Here is a 26,195-nt window from a genome sequence, read left to right on the forward strand (position 1 = left end):
AGGTGAAAGGTGAAAGGTGAAAGGTGAAAGGTGAAAGGTGAAAGGTGAAAGGTGAAAGGTGAAAGGTGAAAGGTGAACACTTACGAAGTTCTTCAAACTTCGTAAGTGTTCATTACAGCATAATTATTAGGCCGAAACCAGATCTGGATTGTGGTTTACCTGGCTTATAGTAAGGGCCTGCTGAATATTGAGCCCGGCACCCTGCTGGTCCGACATCCATTTTTGGATGAGGGCATTCAAGGTATTTAGCTGACCTGCGTAAGCATCTGGATTGACGCCTTTCAGTTTTGCCAGATAAGCCACAGCATCGGCTATCTTTTGTTCATCGGTTTTGCCGTCTTCCTGCACAGCCCAATTCAAGTCTGTAACCACTTTAGGCAGCCATAATTTAATACCATTTACAATCACGGCAGATGCCGGCACCAGGGTTTCAAGTGTTGATTCCAGGAATTGACCAGCCTGACTTGCTTCAAGGTTTTTGAGGGTATTGGCAACATTATCGGCCACAGTGATAATTTCATGCACAGCGCCAGAAGCGTTGTGGAACAGGGATTTTACATGGTCCCAAAGGTTTGATAAAAAAGACATAGGTTGTAATTTAAGGTTTATATAATTTGATGTTGATTAGTTCGCACAGATATTCAGCAACAAGCCATCTCATCGGTTAAGAAAACCGCAAATTGATGTTACGGCCAGCCGGTTTTAATTAGAGAAGATAAAATTGAGGATAAAAATCCCCGGTTGGCACCGTGTTTATACGCTTTCGAAATGCGGGTTTTACGTTATTTAACGGTGCCGGTGTAACCATACCCCTCCTCAAATAACAAGACGAAGCCTGTAGTTTCATAAACTATTTTCAGGTTCAAAAATCCAATCCGATAAAAATTTCGTAATTAGATATATTTTATACTACTATGAAATAATGAAGAAAATAAACATACCATATGCGGAGATTAAGGATAAGCTTAAACTGATAACAGATAATATCAGAAAGCTACGGGAAAACAGAAACTACTCGCAGGAGTATATGGCGGCCAGGCTTGATATTTCTCAAAATACGTATAGTAAACTTGAACTTGGTTATACAGCCTTAACGCTTGAGCGGCTTATATTAATTGCGGATATTTTCGGGGTTAGGGTGATAAATCTTGTAAACATCACCGAAGGATAGCCAAAAACCGGATAGTGTTTTGCAGCAGGTCCCGCTTTGATTACAAGACCTGCTATGTTAACGATAAAACTTCAGGAACGGTTAACGGATTTCAGCATCCGCCTTTGTTCGGCTCTTTTACTTAACCAACATTTTACAAATGCGTTAATCATAATGCCCAGGATACAGCAGGCAACCAATACGTAAATAATCAGGATGTGTTTTGGCATTTCAGTTTATAATTTCCTAAATGTAACAGGTTTGCTACATGTGCTGCAAGTGTTTTGAAAAATAAAGTTTCGACTAATTTGGTACAAAAGTCAATTTTGATTTCGGAATTCGGATATTCGATTTCGGATTTATTTAAGCTTAAGAGGAATGTTTTCCGATAAAATCTGTTGGTACAAAATCAGTAAGCCACACTTTGTTTTCTGACAGATAGAATTTGTGACCTTGCAAATGCATTGTTCCTGCCGCAACGGTTAATATAACAGGTTTGCCATGACGCTGCCCAACTTTAACAGCTGTATCAATATCGCTGCTCAGATGCACATGTTGCCGGCTTCGTTTTTCGAGCCCTGTTTTCAAAATAGATTCGACCGACTGTCTCCCGGTTCCATGATACAATATATCAGGGGGCGTTTGCGGCTCATAACCAAGCTCCACTTCAACCGAATGTCCCTGGCTGGCACGGATCTTCTTCCCGGTATCATCAAACGCGAAACGTTTTTTTGCATTAGTTTCAACTATATGGTTCAGTACATCCGGGGATATATTTTTACCATGTGCCTGCGCTTTTCGTAGCAGCTCATCAACTGTTACCCAACCTTGTTCATCAAGTTTGATATCAATTGTTTCGGGCTGATGACGCAATACAAGACTTAAAAATTTACTTAGGGAGGTAGTTTCTTTTTCACTTATCATAATAGTACTAAGATAAATTTTATATCATGAATTCAACAAACCACTCAAATTCTTTCCCTGCAGAACCGGGCTATCGCCTGTGTAATGCTCCAGTGATCTCCGGTACAGGTCTTTCATTTGCTTAACCAATATCCGCGGACCAAGCACTTTTAGTTTAGGCCCAAAACCAAGCAGCTCGCGTTCCAGTTCAAAATTCATGACCACTTTTATACTGAATATTGTCCCGTCCACTGTAACCTTTAATATTTTTTGCGTGTGATGCAACGGTTTGGTAATAACATACGGGGCATTTTTATCATCTACCCAAAAAGTTACCTCAACATCGCGCTGTCCTGCCGACTTAGTTACACCCAACACATCATTGTAATACGTAGCGAGGTTAACCTGTTTATTTTCAATATATTCATCTGTGTGTACTTCAACAGTCTGGATCCTGTCGAGTGCCAGCGTAAGCAATTGTTTATTCCCTAAATTCTTTACGCCCAGCACAAACCAGCGGTTACGGTACTCCTTCAGCAAATAAGCGCTGAAACAAAATGTGCTGGCTTCCCTGGCCTTGAACGACTGATAGGTAATACAAACTGTATTTTTAGCCACAATTGCCTTACGGATAATCTCTATCCATTCCAACCCTTTCAGGTTATCATTTTTTTCAAAATCTACCACCGGTACGCTATGTGTTTTCTGGCTGTAGATCTTGTCTTCCAGTTTGGTAACCATTTCGTTAAGATCAGCAAAGTGGCCGAGGCCTTTAAATTGGCCCAGCAAACCGGCAACCTCACTGAGCACCTGCATATCCTGGTTGTTAAGCGGAATGTTGTTGATACTGTAATTTTTATCCGAATAGGTATAGTATTTTTTATCGATCACTACAATGGGGGCTTCGTAACCAAGCTTATTACTGCGCATCATTTCAATATCGGCCTGTACCGTACGGCGGCTTACACCACTGTCAATCCCCTGGTACTCATACAAAGCTTCGGAGCAGGCTTCAATCAGGTCGTCAAGCGTCCATTGTTTGCGGCGGTTTTGCAGGCAACTGTCAATGGTTCGGTATCGGATAAGGGCGTTGCGGTTTACAGGCATATTTTGATTTCGGATGTGGGATGTTCGATTTCGGATTTATTTAATTCGGATTTATGGCTGTGTTTACTCACCCTGTCTGCGCTGCGCTGGACATCCCTCTCTTCGCCTGCGGCGAAAAGAGGGAATTTTCCCTGTTTTTTCTTCCCCTCTTTGCGGCGAAGCCGGAGAGAGGGGCGACAAGCGAAGCGATGTCGGGGTGAGTCGGCACCAGGGTTCCTCATTTTTTTTATAATATTATTAAATTATTTTTCACTACGCAAGTACATTGCGCAGTTGTGATATTACTTTGTATCGTTAACCCGCCCCCCTCCCTAAATGGGAGGGCTTTAGAAAAGGTGGGAGTAAAAAACAATTAAATTAATCAATCCCCTCTCCTTTGGAGAGGGTTAGGGTGAGGTTTATGGAAAAGATAAAAATAAGCAACAACGAATTAACCGCATTAGGTATTAACGACGTAAAAATATTAGAGAACTTTAGCCGTGTGGCCAATGGCCTGTTAAAACATGGCGTAATGGATAAGGAACAGATCCTGGCTAATTTGGAAGCCCTTATTGACGACCCTATGCCTTATGCCCTTAAAAAAGGCGGTAAATTTAAAAACCTGGCCGAAGCGGTTATCGATTTGCGTAAAGAAGGAAAATTCCTGAAACAACCGCGAACTACTTTTGCCCTGAAACAGGAGATTGCCGATTTCCCGGTTTACGGTCTTGAGCATATTGAGGTAGGTGCGCTTGCGCAGATGAAAACCGCGATTAAATTACCGATAGCCGTGGCAGGAGCTTTAATGCCCGATGCACATCAGGGTTACGGCCTGCCTATCGGCGGCGTACTGGCTACAACTGCCAATACCATCATTCCTTTTGCAGTTGGGGTAGATATTGCCTGCCGTATGTGTTTGAGCATTTTTGATTTGCCTGCAGGTGTGGTTGATACCGAAACCGACATGCTTAAAGGGCTTTTGCTTGATCATACCAACTTTGGCATTGGCGGAGTTACCAAAACGCATTTTGATACCTCGCTGTTCGACCGCCCTACCTGGAGCGAAACCAAAGCGATCCGGAACCTGAAAGACAAAGCTTATGCCCAGTTAGGTACATCAGGAACCGGTAACCATTTTGTTGAATGGGGTGAGCTTAGCGTTACCGAAGGTGCGCTTGAAGGCATCCCGGCCGGTAGTTACCTCGCTTTATTGTCGCACTCGGGTTCACGCGGATTTGGGGGTAGCATTGCCGATCATTACTCAAAAATAGCCATGAGCAAAACCAAACTTCCGCAGGAAGCCAAACATTTGGCATGGTTAAATTTAGATAACGACGAGGGGCAGGAATACTGGATTGCCATGAACCTGGCCGGCGATTACGCCAGCGCCAATCACCACGAAATCCACAACAAGATTGCCCGTGCCCTCAACCTTAAACCGGTAATGATGATCGAGAACCATCACAACTTTGCCTGGAAAGAGCAGCTTGCCGATGGTACCGAAGTAATGGTGCACCGGAAAGGCGCCACCCCGGCCGGTGAAGGTGTATTAGGGGTCATCCCTGGTAGCATGAGCACACCGGGCTTTGTAGTGCGTGGTAAGGGTAACGCGACTTCCATCAATTCGGCATCGCATGGTGCAGGCCGTTTAATGAGCCGAAGCGCCGCCTTTAAAACTATCGATCCAAAAGCGGTGGCTGCTAATCTCGTAGATAAACGTATCACCCTGATGGGCAGCGACCTGGACGAAGCACCGATGGTTTATAAAGACATCCATGCCGTAATGGCCGCCCAGCATGATCTGGTTGATATATTGGCAAGCTTTCAGCCGAGGATTGTGAGGATGGCGGATGCTAAGGAAAAGCCGGAGGATTAAGCCCCCCGGCCCCCTAAAGGGGGAGTTTGTATTTTAATTTAGACGCTTGCAGAAGCGGGGATGACATTGGTATCCCCCCCTTTTTTCAGGCTATTTTTGTTATTTTTATTACCAGATATACTAAACAACAAACGAAGTATTTTAATATCTTAATTTTATCTCAAATGGACATTCGAGTTAGTTCTCCTAATGGAATCGTAGAAATATATGTATCAACTTTACCAGATTATTGCCCACATTGTCACTATTCTTTGGTTCCCAATTATATTTTTGGATACGTAAATCATGATGCGCTATTCGCATCTTTTACATGCGTGAGAAATGAATGTTTGAAATACTTTGTCGTGAAATACGAAACTGACTTTAGAAACACTCATCACCTTTCGAGATATCTTTTAGGAAGCCCTCTTCCGACGGAACACCCTGATATCATTAACAAAATATCTCCATCTTTTGTTAATTTATATAATCAAGCCGAAATATCAGAACAAGGTGGTTTAGATGAAATTTGTGGGATGGGTTTTAGAAAAGCTCTCGAATTTCTAATTAAGGATTATATAATATTTAAGGACCCTACCAAAAAAGATTCAGTAGAAAAGAAATTGCTTGGTGATTGTATTAAAAATAATATCGACAGCCAGAAAATAAAAGAAATTGCAAGTAGGGCGGCTTGGTTAGGCAATGATGAAACCCATTATGTTAGAAAATGGATTAACATGGATGTGACACATCTTAAACAGTTAATACAATTGACTACCCATTGGATAGAAACCGAGTACCTAACTGATCAGATGATCAATGCAATGCCGTCATAATATTATAAAGCTGCTATTCATTATCCGTAGACTCAGTCCACGGATAATGAATTAGAAAATCTCAAATGATATTCGTTGATTAACGGAGAAAGATTCTTACTAAACGATAACCATAGCCAAATGTCAGAAAATAAAAGATGGCGGTCTATAAAAAAAACAATCGATAAAATACTGTTATTTTTTACGATACTACTATTAGGCCAGGATCACGCTCGTCCGACCAACAACTTACGTCCGGCAATAAAAAATCATTGTTTAAATGTCAAACGAATATGGAACAATAAATATTACAAAGACTTTGGAATTGAAAGATTAATTCGGCTGTCTTTAGCATTACTAATCTTTGTATTTCCAGGACTATATATTCGTTCTTTATTTGGCAAATTAGGTTTACTTGGTAGAAAACTTGGAGTTGAGTTCTATGTAATATTAAAACTTCTCCTGCCAATTTTATTTTTCAAGTTAACTTTAACAAATTATCCGGCCACAGCTTTAATTGTTGGATATCTGGGATTAGAAACGCTCGTATATTTAGCTGCATTGATTTTCTTATCAAATGAATTTGCCGCTCCAATTTCTTATCGACGTTCTCTTACAAGTCTCTTTATAAATTACATAGAGATATGTCTTGATTATGCTGTAATTTATAGCTATTGTAATTTTTCTAATCCTAATTTTTTCAACTCTACATTAACAACACATTTACAGGCTATTTATTTTAGCTTTGTTACCTCCGCAACGGTGGGTTACGGAGACCTATACGTCAAAAATTCCTTTGGACAATATTTGGTCATTTCCCAAATAATTGTTTTTTTAATATTTGTAGCTCTTTTCCTAAACTTTTTTGCGTCGAAAGTACAAGACCCAACTTATTATAACGCAAAGGTCAAATATCCTAACAAATGGAATAACACTCGAAAACCAACCTAAATTTGTTAATTCTCATAGCCTCCGACTACAATATCAGTCCTTAACATGCAAGCCAAACCCTTTCTCAAAGAGATCCAGCTAAAACGCGATATGGTGCCATCTTTCAACGCCTATCCTTTTCAGATCCCGGCTATCAGGAGTTTAAACTCATTAAAGTTTCACCCCGATGTTACATTTATCATCGGAGAAAACGGCTCGGGGAAATCAACGCTGATTGAGGCTATTGCTTTACATATGGGTTTTAGTACCGAGGGCGGCTCAAAAAATGCACAGTTTCAAACGCATAATAATTCGTCGCAGCTTTTCAATTATTTAACAAGCATCAAAAGCTTTAAAAAGCCAACCGATTATTTCTTTCTGCGCGCCGAAAGTTACTACAACCTGGCTACTTATATGGAAGATGTTTATGAAAATGATAAAGGTACATTTGAAAGGCAATATGGAGTAAGGTCGCTCCATGAATGCTCGCATGGCGAATCGTTTATGGCTACGCTCACCAACAGGCTTACCGGCAACGGTCTTTATATATTTGATGAGCCCGAGGCCGCGCTTTCGCCCAACCGGCAAATGGCAGCACTCTCGCTGATCAATACATTGGTGAATGAAAACTCACAATTCATTATTGCCACGCACTCCCCTATTTTATTAGCCTATCCGGGCGCAACCATTTACCAGCTGGACGATTCGGGCATCAAACAAGTGCGCTACGAAGAAACAGAACACTACATGGTTACCAGACATTTCCTGAATAACCATGCCGAAATGACCAGGATTCTTTTTGGAGAATGAGTGTTTCTAAAATAATCCGGTATGAGTAAAACCTATTTCTGAAATTTCTACACGAATGCTTTTCAAACCTGCCACAATTAATCGAATTACACGAATCTCCAATTTGGCTCAAATCGTGTAATTCGATTAATACGTAAAAATTCGTGTGAAAATTTTTCGCCTATAAGCAGTCATGCCGTTTTAAGCCCCCATATTACCAGTCTTAACCTCTCCGCCCCGTTTATAATTAACAAAGATCACTCCGCTTGGCGTAACGGTGCTTTCTGTTAACTCCAATGTTGTTGGTACGGTGTCCTGGCTGAATATAGTTTTCCCTTTACCAAGCAGTACCGGGTATATTTTGAGCCAGAGCTCATCTACCAAATCATGTTTCAGTAACAACTTAACCAGTTCTCCGCTCCCCCAAACTTTAATATCTGCACCTTCCGAATCTTTAAGCTTTTTAATATCTGCTATGCTTGTAAGGAATACGCTGTTGTTCCAGTCGGATTTGTCTTTTGTGTTGGATAGCACATATTTGGTTACCTCGTTAATACCTGGCCAATAATCTGCATGCTTAGGCCAATACTCCTCAAAAATATCAAACGTTTTCCGCCCCAGCAGAATATCTGTCGCTTCCATTTGTTTTTGCATCATTTTGCCCGAAACTTCATCGGTAAAAGGTGCCGACCAGCCGCCATATTTAAAACCACCTGATTGATCTTCTTCCGGGCCACCGGGTGCCTGCATTACGCCATCTAATGTCATGAATGTTAAAACGATTATCTTTCTCATAAGATTTTAATTTAATGTTTAAGTTATTGCTTTGGTGATGACACAAATCTCCATAACAGAACGATAATACCTGCGGTGTGTATGCGACAAATAATAGGATGATTGCGACGGAAAAAAATATAAAATAGAAAACTGAAAGACGAGAGCTTATAGATGGCAACCCATACTTTAAAACCACCTTTTAACAATTCTTTTCACTGCAGAATTAACCGCAAAATTTACATCTCAGCCTTATAAGAATGAGAAATGAATAAGCCAATTCATTCTATTATGAACAATTATTAAAAACACTTCAAATATAGCATTTGATAATTATTGTTAAATTTTTTTACCAAAAGGAAAATGTATCAATTTTTATACTTACCTTGCAGACTTATTAAATAAAATATAATGCAACAAGGAACAGTAAAATTTTTTAATGAAACAAAAGGTTTCGGATTTATCACACCTAATAGCGGTGGCAGCGAGATCTTCGTTCATTCTACAGGTCTGATTGACAACATTCGTGAGAACAGCGTGGTTAGTTATGACGTAGAGGAAGGCCGTAAAGGTCCTAACGCAGTAAATGTAAAAATAGCTTAATACACTATATCATCATTGTAAAAGCATCCTCTATTCGGGGATGCTTTTTTTGTTACACTTAATCAAAAGCATGGGTAGATCCACCGAAACATTCAATAAAAAAGAGCGTGAAAAGAAAAAGCTCAAAAAACAACAGGGTAAGAAAGAAAAGTCCGAAGATCGTAAAACAAATTCGGTAAAAGGCTTGGGCTTAGCAGATATGATGGCGTATGTTGACGCTAACGGCAATATTACTTCAGTGCCGCAGGAGCTTGGTAACCGGCAAAAAGTATCCGTAGAGGATATCCGGATAGGTACACCAAAACAGGAAGATATCGAAGTGGAGGTTATAAGGAAAGGGACGGTCACTTTCTTCAATGAATCCAAAGGCTTCGGTTTTATCAAAGACCTTCAAACCCAGGAAAGCATCTTTGTGCATGTCAATTCATTAGCATTCGCAATCAAAGAAAATGATAAAGTTACCTTTGAGGTAGAAGCCGGACAAAAAGGGCCTACCGCCGTCAAAGTCACGAAAGCTAATTAATTATGAATAGGGAGTAGCCAATTAAGAACGAAGGCCGTAAATAGAATTACCTACGCTGAACTACGATTGTTTTGCTTTGAGCGCCTCGATGATGGGAGCCTGGTATAATTAGAAGAAAATGGAAAGATTAACTATGACTAACGATAAACAAACCGCAAACTACAAAGCCAGTGAATATATTTATGACCTGGGTAATACAGCACTGGAAAATGGATTTAAACCCGAGGAGCATTGGGACGTACAAATAGCTACTGCCGCTGAGAAAAAGGCGTTTGAGAAACAGTATTATCCAACGGTAGCAACAAGGGTATTACCTGAACTATTGAACGAAACTTTTGCGTTGGTTAAGGCCCGATTGAACCAGGTGGTTAAGATTCAGAGTGCAGTAATTCTGGACCGCTTCGCGCCTGAGCCATTGTACGAATATTTAGTTGCATTTAATTCGGCCCGCATCAGGCGTTAACACTAATTTGATTTTGCCCTAAAAGGAACTTTCGGGTCTCCGCTACACAAGCGTCAAGCCGGCTTCTCTGTATTTGAGGCCGGCTTTTTAATATCCGATAAATAAACCTGGAATTCTGCTCCTTTACCCAATTCGCTTTTTAGGATAATTTTTCCACCGGAAGCTGTTACGATTTCGTTGACGAGGTACAAAAAGTAACAAATCCCCTCCATCCGCAAAACACTTAAACAATGATTTTATAATTTCTTTACCCCGGTTATATCAGCTGTTAGTTATATTGCGGTCTCCATATGAAAAAGAACTATATCGATCTGCTTGAAAATATTTATGCCCTGGCGCAAACCGGCATCAGGTACACCAAAAGTCCTTTCGATATGGAGCGCTATCAAAAACTGTTGGATATAGCCACACAGGAGTATAGCGAATTTACCGGTCTGCAAACTGAAGTATTAAAGGAACGGTTTAATAAAGACCTTGGATATGCTACGCCCAAAGTTGGGGTTAACGGCATTTTGTTTGATGAGCAGGGCCGCTTACTGGTTGAGCACCGCAGTGATGATTTTTTATGGGGACTGCCCGGCGGTTGGGTTGATGTTGGCGAAGATCCGGAAACAGCCATGAAACGCGAATTTTGGGAAGAAGCCCGGCTGGTTGTTGAACCTATCGAGATCATTAAATTTTTCTCCGTGCCAGCCGGACAATTCGGACAGCCACACAGCTCGGTAGTTGTGCTTTACTTATGCAGATACATCAGCGGCAACATCGAAACATCTATAGAAAGCCTCGAAATTAAATTTGCTGACCCGGCCGAAATAACCAGCTGGCATAAAAACCATGGCGAATATGTACAGGCTGCTTTACTCCACCAAAAAAAGGGCCCTCCGCAATTATAAATTAGCTTTATTGCCGGTTAACTTCTGTTTATCTCCCATATTACAGGCTCATTTTTCTTCCTTTTTCGGCTCTCCACAGCCACTCATATCGCTTGCCGGGCAAATAAGGCCTCAAAGCATCACATTTGCTTCACATAATTCGTAAAAATTTGACTATCAATAAAATATAATTGTATATTTATATACCTGCCTGCTGAGTTATTAACTGAATTTAAACTGATTTTAACGTTAAAGCCATGAGCACATCAACCAAAGCATTCGACAAAAACACCTCCATGGGTTTTAGGGACAAAAACACCTCCATGGGATTTGCTGAAAATGAAACAAGCCTGGAGCCCGAAATTGAAGCTGCCGACGGATTTGTAGCCTCTCCTGAGCCAGATGATGCAACCGAAGAACCGTCGATGGATAGTTAGTAACTGTTTTACCCGGCCGGTACCATTACCCTGTATATCTGTCCCCCGTTGTAAAATGGGGCTTTGTTTTATTTAATAATTATGCTTAACCACATACTAAAGGGAATGGTTTGCGTATGCCTTTTAACCGGCATCGCCTCGAATACCTACGCTCAAAAAAAACCACTAAACGAATTAAGGGCACAGGCAGCACTGCATAAAAATGATACCGCAGGTGTTGAACCTTTACGGCAACTAAGCTTGCAACTGCAAGCTACCCGGCCCGACAGTGCACTCATGTACGCCCAACAGGGACTTGAGCTGGCCCGTAAATTTTCGTTCAAAAAAGGCGAAGCCGATTGCATGAACAGGCTGGGCGTAGTTTTATGGAAAAATGGCAAGTACGATCGGGCGCTTTCTTTTTTACTCAGCTCACTAAAAATACGCGAGGAGATTAACGACCGTCTCGGCATCTTAAAAAGCCTGAGCGATATAGGTATTGTTTATTCCGACCAACTGGATAATGTAAAAGCCCTATCCTATCATTTTAAGGCCAAAGCTGTAGCCGAAGAACTGCATGAAACCGCACGCCTGGGTATTATTCTGGCCAATATCGGCAACTGTTATATTAAGCTTAATAAAGTAGATTCTGCTTTAAACTATGAGATGCAGGCTTATGCCATAAAGCAAACCCTGAAAGATACGGCTACCATGCCCAATACACTCTCCATTTTAGGCGATATTAACTATAAAATGGGGCACACTGCGCTGGCGCTTGATTACTACCGAGTTAGTGTAAACTATGCCACCAAAATAAACGACAAAAACAGCCTTGCAGATAGCTATAACAGCATAGCCCAGCTCTACAAAGAAACCGGCGTAACAGATTCCTGTATCTATTATGCAACGCTTGCCCTTAATGCTGCAAAAACTGCTGTGTACCCGGAAGGGATTTTTCATGCCAGCAACCTGCTTACTGACGTTTACAGGGGCAAAAACGATCATCTCGAACTGCAATATCTGAAAACTTCTATCGCTGCAAAAGACAGCATGTTCAATGCCGAAAAAATAAAACAGATCCAAACCCTGAGCTTTAACGAAGCCGCCCGGCAGGAAGAAATTGCCGAAGAAAAGCACCGCGAAGAAGAAGCACGGATAGTTAACCTGCAAATGGTTGGCATCGCTGTGTTTATACCCACTTTTTTCCTGATTGTATTATTATTAAGCAAGAGCCGCACCCATCGCAAAGTAATTGAGTTCATGAGCGTTTTGGCCCTTTTGCTGGCCTTCGAGTTTCTTACCCTGTTTATTCATCCTTTTGTGCAGCGCATTAGTAATCATTTACCCGTACTTGAACTGGTGATCCTGGTATGCCTGGCCTCGGTACTGGTACCTTTTCATCATAAGCTTACACACTTTATGCATGAACGACTGGTGCACGGGCATAAGCCACAGCACCCGGCAACGCCAGCCTCAGCACCTTCGCCAGAGAAAAAAGAAAGTAAAGTACATGCTGCAAAGCGTAAACCCGCACAGGGTTAAAGCTTTGCATTAGTTGTCTACAGTAATACATACGCTTGATGCTAAAAAACACTGCGTCTTCGCGCCTTTGCGAGAAAAACATTCGCTAAACATAAGATAGCACAAGAGCTCCCGGTTAAAATCACGGTTAAAAATTGGGTTAACGATTTTTTGTTGGTTAAAACCTCAGTTAGCGCGCGTTTTTAGCCTATAATTGCCCCACCGGTGATTAATTAACCAATAATTAAATAACCTTATTACACCACCAATCAAAACCAGGCCAATTTCCAACCAACATCCATAATTATGAAAAAACCGATCTGCTTTTTAGCCCTAAGCTTATTTATTACCATTGTAAGCTGCAGCAAGGGCAAAGAGATTACACCCACTACCTCAAAGCCTGATACGAATACCACCACCCCAACCGATAATAGTACAGGCTTTAGCAGCGCCGATGCCGACCTTGCTTATACCGCCTTCAACAATGCCTTTTACGATCCAAACAATAAACTTTACTTCAGCACCTCTAAAAAAGATGGTGTAGCCGCCATTTGGACACAGGCCATTTACTGGGACATGGCTATGAATGTGTATGAACGCACCAAAGCCCCGGCTCAGCTTACCAAAATAGCCGACATATACCAGGGCAATTACAACCATTACGATGGCTATAACTGGAACAACACTACCGTTTGGTTTATTTATGATGATATGATGTGGTGGGTTATTGCCCTGGCACGCGCTAACCAGCTTACAGGCAATGCCACTTATCTTGAAAAAGCCAGAGCAGGGTTCGACAGGGTTTGGAACGGCTCATACGACCCTGTAAATGGCGGCATGTTCTGGGATTTTCAGCACAGCGGCAAAAATTCATGTATCAACTTCCCTACCATTATAGCAGCCATGAAATTGTACAGCATCACCAAAGATGCCTCATACCTTGATAAAGCCAAATCTATCTATACCTGGTCCAAAACTAATTTGGTTGACGCCTCGGGCAAAGTGAACGATAACAAAATTGGCAACAACCCTCCGGGCGGTCAGGATTACACTTATAATTCAGGCACAGCTATAGGTGCAGCGATGGCGCTCTATAAGCAAACAAACGATGTAGCTTATCTCAATGATGCCAAACTATATGCCGACTACGTAAAAAACAACCTTTGTACCAACGGCATCCTCCCTGCCGAAGGTGATTTTAATGAACAGGGGGTATTAAAGGCTATTTTTGCCCAGTATATAGTACAACTGATCAACGATGGGAGCCAAAGCCAATACCTTGGCTGGATCCAAACCAACGTTAACACAGGCTGGAAAAACCGCGACAGTCGTAATCTCACCTATCGTAATTATGCAGTAAATACCCCAACCGGTGATATTCAATCATACGAAGCCAGCAGCATTGTAACCTTTATGCAGCTGATACCGCCAACCAAATAATTCTATGGCTTTAACAAGGGGCTCAATTCATAGGGCCTCTTGTTCTTATTCACTTCATTTCCTGTATAGCCGAATCTGTTCAAGCCTCATCACTGCCTGTTCATAACTATACTTCGCCTTTAACAATGTTTCTATGCACTCGTAGTTGGCAAACTGTACTCGCTTTGCCCCCTCCATAAGGCTTAATAAATTGATTCCCTTGCAATTGTGGCAACGAACAATCATCCAGCTTGCATTGTCTATACCTGCCTCTTTTTGCAGAATGTGGGTTTCCAATTCAACTTCGCATTGCACACAGGGTTCTGATTGCACTTCTGTCCTGCTCGGTTTGTTAAATAAATCTCCTAATCTTTGCAAGGTATTAAACGTCCGGCCATAAAGCCAATCATTCAAGCTATCCGAAAATTCAACATTTACAATTTTTTGCAGTTGATCGAACATATCGCATATAAACTCCCGCTCTTCAGTGTCATATTCAAACTTATCTAACTTGCGAAGATTGTCTTTTAATACTGATTTCAGCACCTTTAAAGAAGATTCACTCCTTACAGCATTAATAAGTTCGGCGGCGCAATCATTAAAAAACCGCTGCAAGTATGTACACATTTCATATGACGATGGATTTAACCCCCGCTCTTCCCAAGCCGATTCTGAAAATTTATCTATGTTCTGAAATGAAATAAGTTTGTTTATAACATCCTCGCTATTGTGCATTGATTTAGTTTATAAAGCAAACCTACACAATCAAACTTATTAATGTTAAACATTATTAAAGTCAGTTAGGTCGCAGGCATAAAATATAATCTGCACTAACACTAAATAGTCCACAATTGCGGCGTATTTCTAAAATGATTTATCTCCTCAATTACCTCCACTACTTCATCTGCCGATAGCGCATCTTCGCCGTCGGCAACGTAATTAAATACTTTACCGGGCTGCTCAAATGTGATGTAACCCAGGTAATCAGGATTATTTTTTTTGCTGAGCTGCAAAAGTTTGTCGGGTTGATTAAGCTGGCTTAATGTGTAAGCATCGCGGCGGTAAATACTGTATGAGTAAGTTAACACCGGATGCCCGTCCATATGAGCGTCACTTTCGGGCATAATTATAAGTGTTAAGTTTTTGGCTGTAGTAATAAAGAATGGTTTCATATCCGGATTCGTAATTGCAAAATACAACAAGCGCAATGCCACAAATCCACTTTCGATAAAATTAATTAAATATCGAAATAAATAATATTTTTCAAGGAAGATTGATTTATGGCATGATTTTTAAAGTGATATACATAACAAACTAAATACATCAAACTATGAGATCACTATTGTATATCATCGCAGTTATCCTGATAATAGGATGGGCGATCAGTGTGTTTGCTTATTCGGCAACAGGTTTAATACATGCTTTACTGGTAATAGCCGTAATTTCATTTTTACTGGGTGTTATCAGAAACCCATCAACAGTTTAAAAATCATTTTTATAAAGAACAGAACGCGGGCCATAAGCCCGCGTTTTTTGTTTTAGGATTTAGCTAAAAACATCACACAAACTTTAATAACATTTGTTTAATACACAATAAGATGTATTACAATGACATTAAGCGACGAAGAATTCAGAGAAGAGTACAAACCACTGCACATCCCATCACATTTTGATCCGCAGGATACCCAGCAAAACAAGGCCATTTATGCGCTGGCGCAGATTGGACAGGGTAACGTAAACAGTGTATTGAAGGAGATGGAAGTATTGCAACCGGGCATTGTTGATGAGCAGGTTACTGCGCTGGTTAAAGCTACACTGGCTAATTTATACAACAAAGGACTGCTTAAGGGCGAAGAACATAACGGGCAGATGCACTACAATCTCAGTAAAATCACCGAGGCTAATGATGGTTCAACCGGGCATGAATAAATCAACCAAAAAAATATTTAATCAATCTTCCTCGCCGTTTACATTTGCAGTGAGCACATCGCTCATATAATCAAAAAACGGACGCATAGCTTTAAACGTATCAGAAGCCCGGTTCAGGAAATCCGGCTTTAAAGCTTCAGCATCTGTAAAACGTCTCCTCACTAAAAACTGCTTATAGCGTAGCAGTTCTATCGCTTCATGATCTGCAGCGTAGCCCTTTGGTGCAGTTTTTAGCTGCTCACCTTCCAAAACACCAAAAGTTGTTTTAAACTCCGTGCTGCTTATGATTTTTTGTAAGGGAGAAGCATCAAAAGCAATATCGTCACGAATACGCTTCAGATCCGGGTTGTTGGGTGCCCAAAAGCCGCCTCCTATAAAGGTATTACCCGGTTCCAGATGAAAATAATAACCGCCACGACGATGCTTGCCCGCCCGTTTAAAATTACCGCTCCAGTTAGTTTTAAAAGGCGTTTTATCCTTCGAGAAACGGATATCGCGGTAAATGCGGTGTAAAGCCTTTTTTGCACTCGGCGTTTCAATAACATCATGCGTATTCATCAAATTCAATAACCCGCCAGCGAATACTTCCACCAGTTCAAGTTGCTGCTGATAGGTTTCTTTATTTTGTGCAAACCACTCCCGGTTATTGTTTTGTTTAAGTTGCCTCATAAAGTCAAAGCAGGAGGCTGATAATAATAGCTGGCTCATAGTAAAAGGTGATCTGCAAAAAGCATGATGGCCAAATTAGAGAAATTTGCAACCCGGCCAAAATCAGTTGCAGTTGTATTACATTCAAATGATGCACCTGTATCCGAAAACCATAAATAGGTTATCGCATTCTTAACTAAAAACTTATCTTAGCCAAACAATCAAACCTACTATGAAAAGGCGCTCCTTTGTTAAATCAACTCTGTTAACCGGCGTTACCGCAACTGTTTTACCTGCTATGAGCAAAGCTACCGAACCCGCCCCCAAAACCGCTGAATACTATGAACTAAGGGTATATAGCCTTAAAAACGTTGAACAGCAAAAGATAGTTGAGGATTATTGGAGAGATATAGCTATACCAGCACTTAATAACTTGGGTGTAAAACATGTGGGCGTATTTAACGAATTTAAGCCCGATGCCCAAACCAGGCTTTTTGTGTTAATACAGTTTAACAGCCTTAACCATTTCAGCACGGTGACCGAAAGTTTTGACAGCGATACTAAATTGCAGACAAAAGGAGCTGCCTATCTTAACGCCCCTGCCGCTGCACCGGCTTATGAACGCATTGAAAGCTCATTGTTAAAAGCATTTGTACATATGCCACACCTCGAAGCACCCGAAAACAAAACGCGGATTTTTGAGTTGAGGCAATATCAAAGCGCCACCGAAGCGGCGGGCAAAAAGAAAATAGAAATGTTTAATGATGAAGGCGAAATAGATGTATTTAAACGCCTTGGCTTCAAACCTGTTTTTTGGGGCGAAACGGTGATCGGCCCGCAAAGGCCTAATCTAACTTACATGATCACCTTTGATGATCTTGAGGCCAAAAGCGCCCATTGGAAAGCTTTCGGCAGCGACCCGAAATGGAAAAAGATCAGCGCTGTGCCCGAATACGCAGATGCTTTGTTGGTTAGTAAAATAACATCAACCATGCTGGCGCCTACAATATACTCTCAGATTTGATCATTCTTCCCAGACTTACGAAGTTTTTAAAACTTCGTAAGTCTTTGTGCACCCTGATCCATCAAACCGAAATCAAAATTCCCAATTCCGAAATCCCCTATCCCCTACATTACCTCTACTGCCTGTTTCGGCATTTGTTTTATATAATTATTGGTTTAAATTGGATTTGGATTTTTCGGGGTTAACCCAAATTCAAAACCAGTTTATAACCAGCCATATAACCGTAAACAATGCTCAAAAAAAGATATCTTTTTTTAGTTCTTATCGCTCTTGTACCTTTTAGCTTCATTTTAACCCAGTGCTATACATCAACTTCAGCTGATCCTCGTGGCGAGATTTATGCCGGATCCGAAAGTTGTAAAAAATGCCACAGTGATGTTTACAACTCATTTCTGCATACCGCGCATTTTCAAACATCGCAATTAGCCAACATCCATAATATCAGGGGCAGTTTTGCCAATGACTCAAATACTTTTGAGTTTGGTATGGGCCAGAAAATAAAAATGGAAAAACGGAATGACAGCCTGTACCAGGTGGGTTATATTGATGGCAAGGAAACTGAGGCCGAGCCGTTTGATGTTGCCATAGGTAACGGAAAAGCGCAAACTTATATGTACTGGAAAGGCAAAATGTTGTACGAACTGCCAGTATCCTACTTTGCAGCTATTCATAACTGGGCAAATAGCCCCGGCTATCTACCTGATCATATGAATTTCGGTCGCCCTATTTTACGCAGGTGTTTGGAATGCCACAGTTCGTACGTAAAAGAAGCCCCTCCCCAGGCCGGAGATTTCGGTTTTGAAAAAGCGTCTCTTATTTATGGAATCGACTGTGAGCGCTGCCATGGGCCTGCTGCCAATCACGTTAATTACCACACCGATAACCCGGACGATAAAAAGGCCAAATACATTGCTACGTATGCCTCCCTGTCGCGCGCGCAAAAAATGGATGCCTGTGCCGTTTGCCATTCGGGCAATAAAAACATCCCTCAGCGCTCGTCATTTGAGTTTGAAATGGGCGACACCCTGCTAAAAGACCGCACGCAGCCACGCGTTACGCCGGGCAGCAATATGCCCGATGTTCATGGCAACCAATACGACCTGCTCATTGCCAGCAAATGTTACACCATGAGTAAAATGGATTGCGGCAACTGCCATAATCCGCATGTAAGCTTACCCCAAAGTATGGCAACCTATACACAAAAATGCCTGAGCTGCCACAGCGAGACTAATCACAACTTCTGCAAACTGGCCCCGCAAATGGGCAGCGCTATTAAAACATACTGTATCGATTGCCATATGCCAAATAAAGCATCAAACGTGATCAGGCTTGAATCGGCACAAAGCAAAATGAAGGTACCTTATATGGTTAGGAGCCACTACATTGGCATTTATCCCGAAGAAACTAAAAAAATCCTCGATTTTGTGAAGGGCAAAAAAGGGGCTTAATTTTTGTTAACGCTTACTACATTTACTTAAAACTTGCAAACCATGTCATTCCAGGGATATCTAAAAACAATAAAAGAAAAAACAGGCAATGGCCCCGCTGATTTTCGCCGGTTGGCCGAAGAAAAGGGCTTTACCAAAAATGGCGAACTGCTTGCCAAAGCCGGCGACATCACTAATTGGCTCAAGACCGATTTTGAATTGGGACATGGTCACGCCATGGCTATTTATGCACTGTTGAAGGGTATAAAGAACGAGGACAGCGAGTAAACTTAGTGCCAGTCGTACCCGCAGAATCGGCATTGTTTAGCACGTGGCGTACGGGTAAGTTTACCACATATTTTACAGCAATTAAAAAACACCTTGCCGGGATGGTTTTTCAATACATTTTCGGCAGCTGATAAACGCAGTTGCTCATAACCGTTATCAAGTAACTTCAATATCTCAGGATCGTCCGTAATCTTTCATTTTTTTATCAACCACCTCCTCGCTTTGCTATCTGGCCCGGTCTTATATTCATCCGAAAAATTGTAATGGCTTAAAGCAATCATTTCCCTGCTGTTAATCAGGTCACTGAAATACCAAATAATATAATCTACTTCCTCTGCGGTCATCAAAATAAAAGTACAAATCCAATGTCAATTATAAAAATGAAGTCGGCTTGCTATCCTTTTAAGTATTTGAGGATATATATTGATATAAAGCTTTTCGGTGTTTTTTGGCACTTTAGCAATAATGCCTGCAGATCGTTCAACAATGAAAGATATTATTCAAACAAGCAAAACAACTATTACAAAATAAAAAATATAAAAATATCATTATAAATACAAATTAATAAGTATTTAATAACAATAAAACCCTAATCCCGGATCAGGATACCCGGCAATCAGCTCCGCAGCGTAATACAATTACGCATCAATAAATAAAAGAGGCCGGTACAAGATTCGAACTTGCGGACATTCCTTTTGCAGAGGACTCCCTTGAACCACTCGGGCAACCGGCCTTGTGGTGGAAATAAAAGGACTTGAACCTTTAACCAACACCGTATAAGGGTGCTGCTCTTACCATTGAGCTATATTTCCAGCTGTAAATCAGTAGGGTAACCCGGACTCGAACCGGGAGCCTCCACATCCCAAATGTGGTAATCTGACCAATTGATATACTACCCTGTAAAGCAAAAAATCCCCTTAGTTTTTATCTAAGAGGATTTTTCAATGTTGTTATATACTTACTATATATACATAGCTATCTCCTCTGATAAATCAGTATGGGTGATGGGCACTGTATACATATTGTTGTTTTCATGATGCAATTATACAAACAATATTTAAATTAAAAAATAATTATTAAAATATTTTTTTTCTTCGCAAAGGCTGCGTTAGCGATAGTAGCGGATACCGGCCCGTGGTTAAGGCCTGTGCAGTATGAGCGGATAGCGCGGGCCGCAGGTAACGCCATTATTGATTTCGGAGTTGGGATTCTCGATTTATATCATACTGAATTAAATGAATTAAGGAATGTTTTCTATTGGTTAAGCATTCATTCAATTCTCAGATTCTGTAAATTCTGATTCGGACAATGGCATTGCCTGCGGCCCGGGCTGTACGTTCCAAGTCCTCGCCTGGCCTCCTCGCTATACCAATACACGCTGCGGGCTTTCCACTGCCATCCCTAACGCTGCCCTGCGCACCGAAAGTTCAAAACCTAAAATATATTCCGTTTCTACCGACTTTTTAAAGATCATGAGATATTCACAACTACCCCGGCGTGTTAACAATTTTAAAAAAAAATAAAATATTTTCCCACTGCGCAAATACACTGCGCAGTAGCCTCCAACCTTTGTATCAACAAAACGAAATAAAGGAGGTTCAAAATGAAATTCAACCTGTTAAGCAGAGTAAAAACCAAAACGACAAATCATGAAGGTGCAAAAGCCTTTGCCATGAGTGCCGAAATGGAATTATACACCACGGTAGTAACCTGGAGCTTAAACGACACCTTTTACGAAAAAGACCAGGCACGTATGGAACGCCTGCGCAACCTGATAGCTAAATGCAACCCGGTATTTGTTGGTAAACTGGCAGTTTATGCACGTACCAAAATGTATATGCGTTCGGTACCGCTGGTTTTGGTTACCGAATTGGCTAAGCTGCACTCGGGCAACAATCTGGTTGCCCGGGTTACCGACGGGGTCATAGGTCGCGCCGATGAGATCACCGAGTTACTGGCTTGCTATGAAATATTAAACCAGCGCAAGGGCGCTAAAAAGCTCAACCGCTTATCAAAGCAAATGCAAAAAGGTTTATCACAAGCATTTAACCGCTTTGATGAATACCAGTTTGCTAAATATAACCGCGACGGCGCTATCAAAATGCGCGACGCTTTGTTCCTGGTGCACCCACGTGCCAAAGACGATTTGCAACAGCTGATCTTTAACAAGATAGCGGCAAATGAACTGCAAACGCCTTACACCTGGGAAACAGAACTCTCGGCCCTTGGTCAGCTGAATTTTGACAGCGCCGAAGCTAAAGCAATTGCTTTCCGCGCCAAATGGGAAGAATTGATTGACAGCGATAAAGTTGGTTATATGGCCTTGCTGCGTAACCTGCGTAACATACAGGATGCCGGTGTAAGCTATGCACACTTTAAAAAAGTATGCGCAACATTAGCCGATGGCGGACAGGTGGCTAAAGCCAAACAGTTCCCATTCCGGTACCTGGCGGCTTACCGCGAGTTGATAACACCTGCATCGGCGGTACAAAATATTGCGAGGGCAGCCAAAGCAGCCATAACCGGCAATAAAGGCTACACCGGCGAGCTGCTGGATGCGTTGGAAAAAGCGGTACAGGCAAGCGCCTCCAACATTAGGGGATTTGACGAAAATACCCGCGTGTTACTGGCCTGCGACGTATCCGGCTCAATGCAGAAGCCCATATCGGCAAAGTCAAAAGTGCTGTTATATGATATTGGTTTGATGCTGGCTATCCTGCTGCAATCGCGCTGTAAAAATGTGGAAGTGGGTATGTTCGGTAACTTCTGGAAAACCATTACGGTACCACGCGGTAACATTTTAGGCAACGTGCAGGAGTTTTACCGCCGCGAAGGTGAAGTGGGTTACTCCACCAACGGTTACCTGGTTATCTATGACCTGAGTACCCGCCGTGTGCAAATGGATAAAATAATGCTGTTTACTGATTGCCAACTGTGGAACAGTAACGGAGGTAGCAATCACATACAGGAGCAATGGGTTTATTATAAACAACACATTGCGCCAGAGGCAAAACTGTACCTGTTTGACCTGGCAGGTTATGGCCAGGCACCATTGCAGCTATTGCAAAACGATGTGTATTTAATTGCAGGCTGGAGCGATAAAGTTTTTGATGTGTTAGCGGCAATTGAAAACGGAAGCCCGGCACTGAACATCATTAATAATATAGATTTATAAAACGTGCAGGGAGGCTAACATCCCTGCATTTTAAAAATAAAGATGCCGTAGGTGAGAGTTACTTCGCAGCCAATTTCGGGGGAGGGCATTGTAGCGTAAGCTGTGATGGAGGTTCGAGTCCTCGCCATGCAGGTCCCCTAAGTCTCTTGCCGCCTGTTGCTCTTTATAAAGAAGGTGTCGTTTATTAAGTGTTACTTCGATTTCCAAAACTGAGGCGTCGGTTCGAGTCCGGCCCCGTAAGGGTAGTTAAGATGGTTAAAACGCAGAGTAAGCAAGCACTTATAGCCTATTACCCTTCTTTTAAAATATTAAAAATAAAATAAGGTGCCGTAAACAAGTACTACTTCGATTTGGGACGTTAGGGTCGCCGGTTCAAACCCGGCCCGCTGGTAACCACGGTAGCTCAGTTGGTTAGAGCATAATGCAGAAGATTTGTTGACCATTGCCCTTATTTTTAAAAATGAGCAACAGGTTAAAGTGCCGTAAACAAGTATTACTTCGCTTTTTAACCCCAGGGTCGCCGGTAAAAATCCGGCCCTTAGCCACAAGCTAAGGTAGCTCAGACAGTTTGGAGCATGGGACGACTGAACCACTTGTTAGCCATTGCCTTTAGCCTGTTGTTCATAAATTTCTTTTACCTAAACCTGCTGCAATCAGGAATAAAGATGCCGTTGGTAAGCGTTACTTCGCCTGTCACGCAAAATTACAACACTTGCTGCTTATTGCTCTTTATTCCCTGATTTTTAAACTAAGCATTTTTTCTTTCGGGAAAGAATAATGAGAGATGCCGTAAGCAGGTGTTACTTCGATGGTTGAAAACATGTAGAAATACATGTAGCCAGGTTCGAATCCTGAAAGCCACCCGCTGCCTTTTGCTCTTTCATTTTTAACTTTTAACATTAAAAACAATGACTGAAACTATACAACAAAAACTGCTTGAATTGGAGCAGACCGAAAACATAAAAATACTTTACGCCTGCGAATCGGGAAGCCGGGCCTGGGGCTTTGCCTCACCCGATAGTGATTTCGATGTGCGTTTTATATATGCGCGCCCGTTAGATTATTATCTTGGCATAACTGACAGACCCGATTTTATAGACTTACCTATAAATGACGTACTGGATATACGCGGCTGGGACATACGCAAAGCGCTGAAGCTTTTCCTAAAATCAAACATATCATTGTTTGAATGGATACAATCGCCCATAGTTTATAGGGAAGACAATGACTTTGCGGCTGAGATAAGAAACATCATGCCGGAATATTTTTCACCGAGGGGCTCAGCCAACCACTATTCGTCGTTGGTATTTAATACCTTGCGCGATGATCTGCTGGGCAGCGAAGTTAAATTGAAACGCTACTTTTATGCGCTGAGGTCAACACTGGCCTGCCTTTGGATAGTTGACCTTAAAACAGTACCGCCAATGGAGTTTAGTAAATTGAGACGTTTGGTAACCGACCTGAGTTTCCAGGATACTGTAGATGATTTACTTGTTCAAAAGCAAACAGCCGATGAAAAAAAATTGATAAGTCCGCTGCCGTTAATACAAACCTGGTTGCAGGATACGCTAACTTATTGCAAAGAGCGGATAGCATTGTTTCCTTCGGAAAGAAAGCAACCGGATGAATTGAACCAATTGTTCAGAAAACACATACTATAATGACCTTTGATCATCTGCAACAAAACCGGCAACTGCTCCTGCTTGATTGTATCAGCGGGAGCACTGCTTATAACCTCAACGTTAAGGGATCTGACACGGATAAGAAGGGCATATTTATCATGCCTCAAATGCAATTGTATGGCTTTACCCAAACCGATCAGGTTGCCAATAATACTAACGATGAGGTTTATTTTGAAATCAGGCGTTTTCTGGAACTGCTTACCAAAAACAATCCTAACATACTGGAGCTGTTAAGTACACCCAGACAATTTGTATTATACCGCCATCCGCTGATGGATTTGATAAAACCGGAAGATTTCCTTTCAAAACTTTGCCTGGATACTTTTGCCGGTTACGCACATTCGCAGATAAAAAAGGCGCGTGGTTTGAATAAAAAGATCAACAGACCGATGGATGAGGAACGCAAGTCGGTATTGGATTTTTGCTACGTGATCCATAATAACAGCAGTATATCGTTAAAAGATTGGCTTAAGGAAAATAACTTCACGCAGCAGCAGTGCGGCCTGGTAAATCTGGATCATTTCAGGAATGTATACTTACTATATCATCAAAAGCAGTTAACAGGCGGGGTTTTCAGGGGGATCATATCCGGTGCCGATGCCGATGATATACAACTGAGCTCGGTACCAAAAGGGATAGAACATTTAGCCGTAATAAATTTTAATAAGGATGGCTATTCGGTATACTGCAAGGAGTACAAGGAATATCGCGACTGGGAAGCCAAGCGAAATGAGGCACGCTATCAAAGCACTTTGTCGCACGGTAAAAGCTATGATGCTAAAAACATGATGCACACTTTTCGTCTGCTTAATATGGCGGGTGAGATAGCACAATACGGGCAGGTAATTGTAAACCGGCCCGACAGGGGTTTCCTGTTAAAGATCCGTAACGGTGAATTTGAGTTTGATGGGCTAATGAAAATGGTTGACGAAAAAATGCAGCACATCAATGAACTATATAGAACCTCGACCTTGCCCGACAAACCGGACGTGCAAAAAGCTGAAGCTATCTTATTGCAAATAAGAACAGAATTTTATAGCCTCAAGCGCGTTTAACAGACAAAATCTGCGGCAGGGTCACCTTCTGCTAATTCCGGTATTAATTAAGGTAAACCAAACCTAAAAACCTTAATTATGAAAACCATTAAAAAAATTGCAAAAGTAATTTTAAGGCTTGTACTGGGCTTTGTAGCATTTGTACTGCTTTACATCTTTGCGGCTTTTGTATTTTCTGTATGGACTGTTAAAAAAGAGACAGAAACATCAAATGATGTAGCCATTTATATCCTAACCAATGGCGACCATACAGATATCGTTGTACCGGTAAAAAATGCCGTTACCGATTGGAGCAAAGAGATCAGCTACCAAAACACGATAGCCAAGGATACAACAAACCAATATTTGGCCATAGGTTGGGGCGATAAAGGTTTCTACCTCAGTACGCCTAACTGGGCCGATTTGAAATTTAGCACAGCATTGAAAGCGGCGTTCGCGTTAAGTACATCCGCTATCCATGCTACTTACTACCAAGCCATGCCTGAAAGCAACGACTGCAAAAAAATAATGATCAGCAATGAACAGTATAAGCGATTGATTGCCTATGTGGACAGCAGTTTTAAAAGAAACACCGCGGGCAACATCATCAATATAAAAACAAATGCCAATTATGATAAAAACGACGCTTTTTATGAAGCACATCGTAGATACAATTTGTTTTACACCTGCAACACCTGGGCCAATAACGCGCTAAAATCATGCGGGCAAACTGCCTGCGTATGGACACCGTTTGACAGGGGCATTTTTTATCATTACAGGTAGATAAATATACACAGCTTTAATTTTTCATTTTCAAACAAAAGGGCCTTCCAATGCGGAAAGCCCTTTTTAACTCCGAAATCGGAAAC

At 41.6% G+C, this 26,195-nt stretch carries 28 protein-coding genes and 3 tRNA genes; 21 read left to right on the forward strand and 10 right to left on the reverse strand.

The features are described 5' to 3' along the window. Positions 1-126 precede the first annotated feature (126 nt). A complete protein-coding gene (locus AC59JO_RS22775; protein ID WP_413667142.1) occupies positions 127-588 on the reverse strand; it encodes a hypothetical protein in 462 nt (153 codons plus the stop codon). Between the two features lie 334 nt (positions 589-922). On the opposite strand from AC59JO_RS22775, the gene AC59JO_RS22780 reads away from it, so the two are divergent. After that, on the forward strand, positions 923-1,171 hold the full coding sequence (locus AC59JO_RS22780) for a helix-turn-helix domain-containing protein (protein ID WP_497308203.1): 249 nt from the start codon (positions 923-925) through the stop codon (positions 1,169-1,171). Between the two features lie 348 nt (positions 1,172-1,519). Here AC59JO_RS22780 and AC59JO_RS22785 read toward each other — a convergent pair whose 3' ends face one another. Then, positions 1,520-2,074, reverse strand: coding sequence for an RNA 2'-phosphotransferase (locus AC59JO_RS22785; protein ID WP_497308205.1), 555 nt, complete (start codon positions 2,072-2,074; stop codon positions 1,520-1,522). Positions 2,075-2,098: 24 nt separating this feature from the next. Next, on the reverse strand, positions 2,099-3,160 hold the full coding sequence (locus AC59JO_RS22790; protein ID WP_497308207.1) for a helix-turn-helix transcriptional regulator: 1,062 nt from the start codon (positions 3,158-3,160) through the stop codon (positions 2,099-2,101). A gap of 400 nt (positions 3,161-3,560) precedes the next feature. On the opposite strand from AC59JO_RS22790, the gene AC59JO_RS22795 reads away from it, so the two are divergent. From AC59JO_RS22795 to AC59JO_RS22810, 4 genes are all read left to right on the forward strand, one after another. After that, complete coding sequence (locus tag AC59JO_RS22795; RefSeq protein WP_497308209.1) at positions 3,561-5,015, forward strand: RtcB family protein; 1,455 nt, start codon at positions 3,561-3,563, stop codon at positions 5,013-5,015. Between the two features lie 344 nt (positions 5,016-5,359). Then, positions 5,360-5,830: a DUF4145 domain-containing protein gene (locus AC59JO_RS22800; RefSeq protein ID WP_497308211.1), complete on the forward strand. Its 471-nt coding sequence runs from the start codon at positions 5,360-5,362 to the stop codon at positions 5,828-5,830. Between the two features lie 120 nt (positions 5,831-5,950). Continuing rightward, positions 5,951-6,760, forward strand: coding sequence for an ion channel (locus tag AC59JO_RS22805; RefSeq protein WP_497308213.1), 810 nt, complete (start codon positions 5,951-5,953; stop codon positions 6,758-6,760). Positions 6,761-6,805: 45 nt separating this feature from the next. Continuing rightward, complete coding sequence (locus AC59JO_RS22810; protein ID WP_497308215.1) at positions 6,806-7,549, forward strand: AAA family ATPase; 744 nt, start codon at positions 6,806-6,808, stop codon at positions 7,547-7,549. A 180-nt stretch (positions 7,550-7,729) separates the two neighbouring features. Here AC59JO_RS22810 and AC59JO_RS22815 read toward each other — a convergent pair whose 3' ends face one another. Continuing rightward, positions 7,730-8,323 carry a dihydrofolate reductase family protein gene (locus tag AC59JO_RS22815; RefSeq protein WP_497308217.1) on the reverse strand — a complete coding sequence of 198 codons (594 nt, stop codon included), beginning with the start codon at positions 8,321-8,323 and terminating at the stop codon, positions 7,730-7,732. A gap of 390 nt (positions 8,324-8,713) precedes the next feature. On the opposite strand from AC59JO_RS22815, the gene AC59JO_RS22820 reads away from it, so the two are divergent. The 7 genes from AC59JO_RS22820 to AC59JO_RS22850 all read left to right on the forward strand — a co-directional run bounded on the left by AC59JO_RS22820 (position 8,714) and on the right by AC59JO_RS22850 (position 14,140). Then, the gene (locus tag AC59JO_RS22820; protein WP_413667131.1) at positions 8,714-8,905 is read left to right on the forward strand and encodes a cold-shock protein; all 192 of its coding nucleotides are present in this window, start codon (positions 8,714-8,716) and stop codon (positions 8,903-8,905) included. Positions 8,906-8,975: 70 nt separating this feature from the next. Further along, the gene (locus tag AC59JO_RS22825) at positions 8,976-9,428 is read left to right on the forward strand and encodes a cold-shock protein (protein ID WP_413667130.1); all 453 of its coding nucleotides are present in this window, start codon (positions 8,976-8,978) and stop codon (positions 9,426-9,428) included. A 118-nt stretch (positions 9,429-9,546) separates the two neighbouring features. After that, positions 9,547-9,891: a hypothetical protein gene (locus tag AC59JO_RS22830; protein WP_413667129.1), complete on the forward strand. Its 345-nt coding sequence runs from the start codon at positions 9,547-9,549 to the stop codon at positions 9,889-9,891. Between the two features lie 290 nt (positions 9,892-10,181). Next, positions 10,182-10,784, forward strand: a complete 603-nt coding sequence (locus AC59JO_RS22835) for an NUDIX hydrolase N-terminal domain-containing protein (RefSeq protein ID WP_497308220.1) — start codon at positions 10,182-10,184, stop codon at positions 10,782-10,784. A gap of 236 nt (positions 10,785-11,020) precedes the next feature. Further along, positions 11,021-11,200: a hypothetical protein gene (locus AC59JO_RS22840; RefSeq protein WP_497308222.1), complete on the forward strand. Its 180-nt coding sequence runs from the start codon at positions 11,021-11,023 to the stop codon at positions 11,198-11,200. An 81-nt stretch (positions 11,201-11,281) separates the two neighbouring features. Then, a complete protein-coding gene (locus AC59JO_RS22845; RefSeq protein WP_497308224.1) occupies positions 11,282-12,721 on the forward strand; it encodes a tetratricopeptide repeat protein in 1,440 nt (479 codons plus the stop codon). Between the two features lie 285 nt (positions 12,722-13,006). Further along, positions 13,007-14,140 (forward strand): glycoside hydrolase family 76 protein, encoded by a 1,134-nt coding sequence (locus AC59JO_RS22850; RefSeq protein ID WP_497308226.1) that lies wholly within the window; start codon positions 13,007-13,009, stop codon positions 14,138-14,140. A gap of 54 nt (positions 14,141-14,194) precedes the next feature. Here the strand turns inward: AC59JO_RS22850 and AC59JO_RS22855 are convergent, their stop codons facing one another. Further along, on the reverse strand, positions 14,195-14,854 hold the full coding sequence (locus AC59JO_RS22855; RefSeq protein WP_497308228.1) for a DUF4844 domain-containing protein: 660 nt from the start codon (positions 14,852-14,854) through the stop codon (positions 14,195-14,197). Positions 14,855-14,955: 101 nt separating this feature from the next. Further along, entirely contained in the window at positions 14,956-15,291 is a 336-nt protein-coding gene (locus AC59JO_RS22860; protein ID WP_497308230.1) for a hypothetical protein, read from the reverse strand. 158 nt (positions 15,292-15,449) lie between these two features. Here AC59JO_RS22860 and AC59JO_RS22865 point away from each other — a divergent pair, with 158 nt between their 5' ends. Together AC59JO_RS22865 and AC59JO_RS22870 are read left to right on the forward strand one after the other, a co-directional pair. Beyond that, positions 15,450-15,605, forward strand: coding sequence for a lmo0937 family membrane protein (locus tag AC59JO_RS22865; protein ID WP_112573716.1), 156 nt, complete (start codon positions 15,450-15,452; stop codon positions 15,603-15,605). Between the two features lie 122 nt (positions 15,606-15,727). Beyond that, on the forward strand, positions 15,728-16,048 hold the full coding sequence (locus AC59JO_RS22870) for a hypothetical protein (protein WP_497308232.1): 321 nt from the start codon (positions 15,728-15,730) through the stop codon (positions 16,046-16,048). 21 nt (positions 16,049-16,069) lie between these two features. Here the strand turns inward: AC59JO_RS22870 and AC59JO_RS22875 are convergent, their stop codons facing one another. Then, positions 16,070-16,756 (reverse strand): DUF2461 domain-containing protein, encoded by a 687-nt coding sequence (locus AC59JO_RS22875; protein ID WP_497308234.1) that lies wholly within the window; start codon positions 16,754-16,756, stop codon positions 16,070-16,072. A 172-nt stretch (positions 16,757-16,928) separates the two neighbouring features. Here AC59JO_RS22875 and AC59JO_RS22880 point away from each other — a divergent pair, with 172 nt between their 5' ends. The 3 genes from AC59JO_RS22880 to AC59JO_RS22890 all read left to right on the forward strand — a co-directional run bounded on the left by AC59JO_RS22880 (position 16,929) and on the right by AC59JO_RS22890 (position 19,435). Further along, positions 16,929-17,720, forward strand: coding sequence for an NIPSNAP family protein (locus AC59JO_RS22880; protein WP_497308236.1), 792 nt, complete (start codon positions 16,929-16,931; stop codon positions 17,718-17,720). Positions 17,721-17,950: 230 nt separating this feature from the next. Next, positions 17,951-19,168 carry a multiheme c-type cytochrome gene (locus AC59JO_RS22885; protein WP_497308238.1) on the forward strand — a complete coding sequence of 406 codons (1,218 nt, stop codon included), beginning with the start codon at positions 17,951-17,953 and terminating at the stop codon, positions 19,166-19,168. A 42-nt stretch (positions 19,169-19,210) separates the two neighbouring features. Then, positions 19,211-19,435, forward strand: coding sequence for a DUF4287 domain-containing protein (locus AC59JO_RS22890; protein ID WP_497308240.1), 225 nt, complete (start codon positions 19,211-19,213; stop codon positions 19,433-19,435). A gap of 659 nt (positions 19,436-20,094) precedes the next feature. Here the strand turns inward: AC59JO_RS22890 and AC59JO_RS22895 are convergent. The 3 genes from AC59JO_RS22895 to AC59JO_RS22905 form a co-directional block, all read right to left on the reverse strand. After that, a tRNA-Cys gene (locus tag AC59JO_RS22895) sits at positions 20,095-20,168 on the reverse strand. Positions 20,169-20,171: 3 nt separating this feature from the next. Beyond that, positions 20,172-20,247, reverse strand: a tRNA-Ile gene (locus AC59JO_RS22900). 13 nt (positions 20,248-20,260) lie between these two features. Next, a tRNA-Pro gene (locus AC59JO_RS22905) sits at positions 20,261-20,334 on the reverse strand. A 704-nt stretch (positions 20,335-21,038) separates the two neighbouring features. Between AC59JO_RS22905 and AC59JO_RS22910 the strand changes: the two genes are divergently transcribed. From AC59JO_RS22910 to AC59JO_RS22925, 4 genes are all read left to right on the forward strand, one after another. After that, complete coding sequence (locus tag AC59JO_RS22910; protein WP_413667117.1) at positions 21,039-22,610, forward strand: TROVE domain-containing protein; 1,572 nt, start codon at positions 21,039-21,041, stop codon at positions 22,608-22,610. 908 nt (positions 22,611-23,518) lie between these two features. Next, positions 23,519-24,271: a nucleotidyltransferase domain-containing protein gene (locus AC59JO_RS22915; RefSeq protein WP_497308242.1), complete on the forward strand. Its 753-nt coding sequence runs from the start codon at positions 23,519-23,521 to the stop codon at positions 24,269-24,271. After that, a complete protein-coding gene (locus tag AC59JO_RS22920) occupies positions 24,271-25,347 on the forward strand; it encodes a DNA polymerase beta superfamily protein (protein ID WP_413667115.1) in 1,077 nt (358 codons plus the stop codon). Before AC59JO_RS22915 ends, AC59JO_RS22920 begins: the two co-directional genes overlap by 1 nt. A gap of 78 nt (positions 25,348-25,425) precedes the next feature. Further along, complete coding sequence (locus AC59JO_RS22925; protein WP_497308244.1) at positions 25,426-26,109, forward strand: TIGR02117 family protein; 684 nt, start codon at positions 25,426-25,428, stop codon at positions 26,107-26,109. Positions 26,110-26,195: the final 86 nt, after the last annotated feature.

The organism is Mucilaginibacter sp. A5337 (genome assembly GCF_059690695.1).

What these genes read in the sequence shown, in the direction of transcription:
- AC59JO_RS22805 (WP_497308213.1), top strand. Translation starts at nt 5,951, where the DNA reads ATGTCAGAAAATAAAAGATGGCGGTCTATAAAAAAAACAATCGATAAA.
- AC59JO_RS22860 (WP_497308230.1), bottom strand. Translation starts at nt 15,291, where the DNA reads ATGAAACCATTCTTTATTACTACAGCCAAAAACTTAACACTTATAATT.
- AC59JO_RS22785 (WP_497308205.1), bottom strand. Translation starts at nt 2,074, where the DNA reads ATGATAAGTGAAAAAGAAACTACCTCCCTAAGTAAATTTTTAAGTCTT.
- AC59JO_RS22835 (WP_497308220.1), top strand. Translation starts at nt 10,182, where the DNA reads ATGAAAAAGAACTATATCGATCTGCTTGAAAATATTTATGCCCTGGCG.
- AC59JO_RS22915 (WP_497308242.1), top strand. Translation starts at nt 23,519, where the DNA reads ATGACTGAAACTATACAACAAAAACTGCTTGAATTGGAGCAGACCGAA.
- AC59JO_RS22775 (WP_413667142.1), bottom strand. Translation starts at nt 588, where the DNA reads ATGTCTTTTTTATCAAACCTTTGGGACCATGTAAAATCCCTGTTCCAC.
- AC59JO_RS22880 (WP_497308236.1), top strand. Translation starts at nt 16,929, where the DNA reads ATGAAAAGGCGCTCCTTTGTTAAATCAACTCTGTTAACCGGCGTTACC.
- AC59JO_RS22870 (WP_497308232.1), top strand. Translation starts at nt 15,728, where the DNA reads ATGACATTAAGCGACGAAGAATTCAGAGAAGAGTACAAACCACTGCAC.
- AC59JO_RS22780 (WP_497308203.1), top strand. Translation starts at nt 923, where the DNA reads ATGAAGAAAATAAACATACCATATGCGGAGATTAAGGATAAGCTTAAA.
- AC59JO_RS22795 (WP_497308209.1), top strand. Translation starts at nt 3,561, where the DNA reads ATGGAAAAGATAAAAATAAGCAACAACGAATTAACCGCATTAGGTATT.
- AC59JO_RS22845 (WP_497308224.1), top strand. Translation starts at nt 11,282, where the DNA reads ATGCTTAACCACATACTAAAGGGAATGGTTTGCGTATGCCTTTTAACC.
- AC59JO_RS22890 (WP_497308240.1), top strand. Translation starts at nt 19,211, where the DNA reads ATGTCATTCCAGGGATATCTAAAAACAATAAAAGAAAAAACAGGCAAT.
- AC59JO_RS22850 (WP_497308226.1), top strand. Translation starts at nt 13,007, where the DNA reads ATGAAAAAACCGATCTGCTTTTTAGCCCTAAGCTTATTTATTACCATT.
- AC59JO_RS22910 (WP_413667117.1), top strand. Translation starts at nt 21,039, where the DNA reads ATGAAATTCAACCTGTTAAGCAGAGTAAAAACCAAAACGACAAATCAT.
- AC59JO_RS22885 (WP_497308238.1), top strand. Translation starts at nt 17,951, where the DNA reads ATGCTCAAAAAAAGATATCTTTTTTTAGTTCTTATCGCTCTTGTACCT.
- AC59JO_RS22875 (WP_497308234.1), bottom strand. Translation starts at nt 16,756, where the DNA reads ATGAGCCAGCTATTATTATCAGCCTCCTGCTTTGACTTTATGAGGCAA.
- AC59JO_RS22830 (WP_413667129.1), top strand. Translation starts at nt 9,547, where the DNA reads ATGGAAAGATTAACTATGACTAACGATAAACAAACCGCAAACTACAAA.
- AC59JO_RS22920 (WP_413667115.1), top strand. Translation starts at nt 24,271, where the DNA reads ATGACCTTTGATCATCTGCAACAAAACCGGCAACTGCTCCTGCTTGAT.
- AC59JO_RS22820 (WP_413667131.1), top strand. Translation starts at nt 8,714, where the DNA reads ATGCAACAAGGAACAGTAAAATTTTTTAATGAAACAAAAGGTTTCGGA.
- AC59JO_RS22865 (WP_112573716.1), top strand. Translation starts at nt 15,450, where the DNA reads ATGAGATCACTATTGTATATCATCGCAGTTATCCTGATAATAGGATGG.
- AC59JO_RS22790 (WP_497308207.1), bottom strand. Translation starts at nt 3,160, where the DNA reads ATGCCTGTAAACCGCAACGCCCTTATCCGATACCGAACCATTGACAGT.
- AC59JO_RS22855 (WP_497308228.1), bottom strand. Translation starts at nt 14,854, where the DNA reads ATGCACAATAGCGAGGATGTTATAAACAAACTTATTTCATTTCAGAAC.
- AC59JO_RS22925 (WP_497308244.1), top strand. Translation starts at nt 25,426, where the DNA reads ATGAAAACCATTAAAAAAATTGCAAAAGTAATTTTAAGGCTTGTACTG.
- AC59JO_RS22815 (WP_497308217.1), bottom strand. Translation starts at nt 8,323, where the DNA reads ATGAGAAAGATAATCGTTTTAACATTCATGACATTAGATGGCGTAATG.
- AC59JO_RS22825 (WP_413667130.1), top strand. Translation starts at nt 8,976, where the DNA reads ATGGGTAGATCCACCGAAACATTCAATAAAAAAGAGCGTGAAAAGAAA.
- AC59JO_RS22840 (WP_497308222.1), top strand. Translation starts at nt 11,021, where the DNA reads ATGAGCACATCAACCAAAGCATTCGACAAAAACACCTCCATGGGTTTT.
- AC59JO_RS22810 (WP_497308215.1), top strand. Translation starts at nt 6,806, where the DNA reads ATGCAAGCCAAACCCTTTCTCAAAGAGATCCAGCTAAAACGCGATATG.